The 520-nt window shown below is 63.1% G+C and carries 1 protein-coding gene; it reads right to left on the bottom strand.

All coding sequences use genetic code 11. The features are described from left to right. On the bottom strand, nucleotides 1-520 hold a 520-nt coding region (locus BN2503_RS19135; protein ID WP_233495148.1), incomplete at both ends, for an IS3 family transposase.

Here is a 520-nt window from a genome sequence, read left to right on the forward strand (position 1 = left end):
GTCGAGCACGCGGGTGACGTATTGGCCCGAGATGCCGTAGTCCACCGTGATGTCCACGGACTCCTTGCTGAAGTCATCCACCACCGTCAGGCACTTGATGCGCCGTCCACTGGACAGGCTGTCCGAGACGAAATCCATGCTCAGCACCTCGTTGATGCTCCTGGCCAGTTGCAACGGCACACGCTCCTGCGCTGGCCGTTTGGCTTTGCGGCGCTTCTTCACCGTCAGGTTGGCCTGTCGGTACAACCGATAGATGCGCTTGTGGTTCACCCCCGGAAACTGCTCGCACAGCATGTCGTGGATGCGCCGGTAGCCGAATCGGCGGCGCACCAAGGCCATTTGCCGAATCTGTTCACTCAGGCTGGCGTTGACCTCGCTGGGCTGCGGCGGGTGGCGGTAGCTGTCTCGGGATAGCCCCACAAGGCGGCAGGCGTGCCGCTCCGAGAGGTGATGCTGCTCAATCATCTGTCGGATGGCATCGCGGCGCGCCTGTGGGGCTAGCGCTTTACCCCGAAGACGC

Source organism: Paenacidovorax caeni (genome assembly GCF_001298675.1).
In the GTDB taxonomy this organism is placed as follows: domain Bacteria; phylum Pseudomonadota; class Gammaproteobacteria; order Burkholderiales; family Burkholderiaceae_C; genus Paenacidovorax; species Paenacidovorax caeni.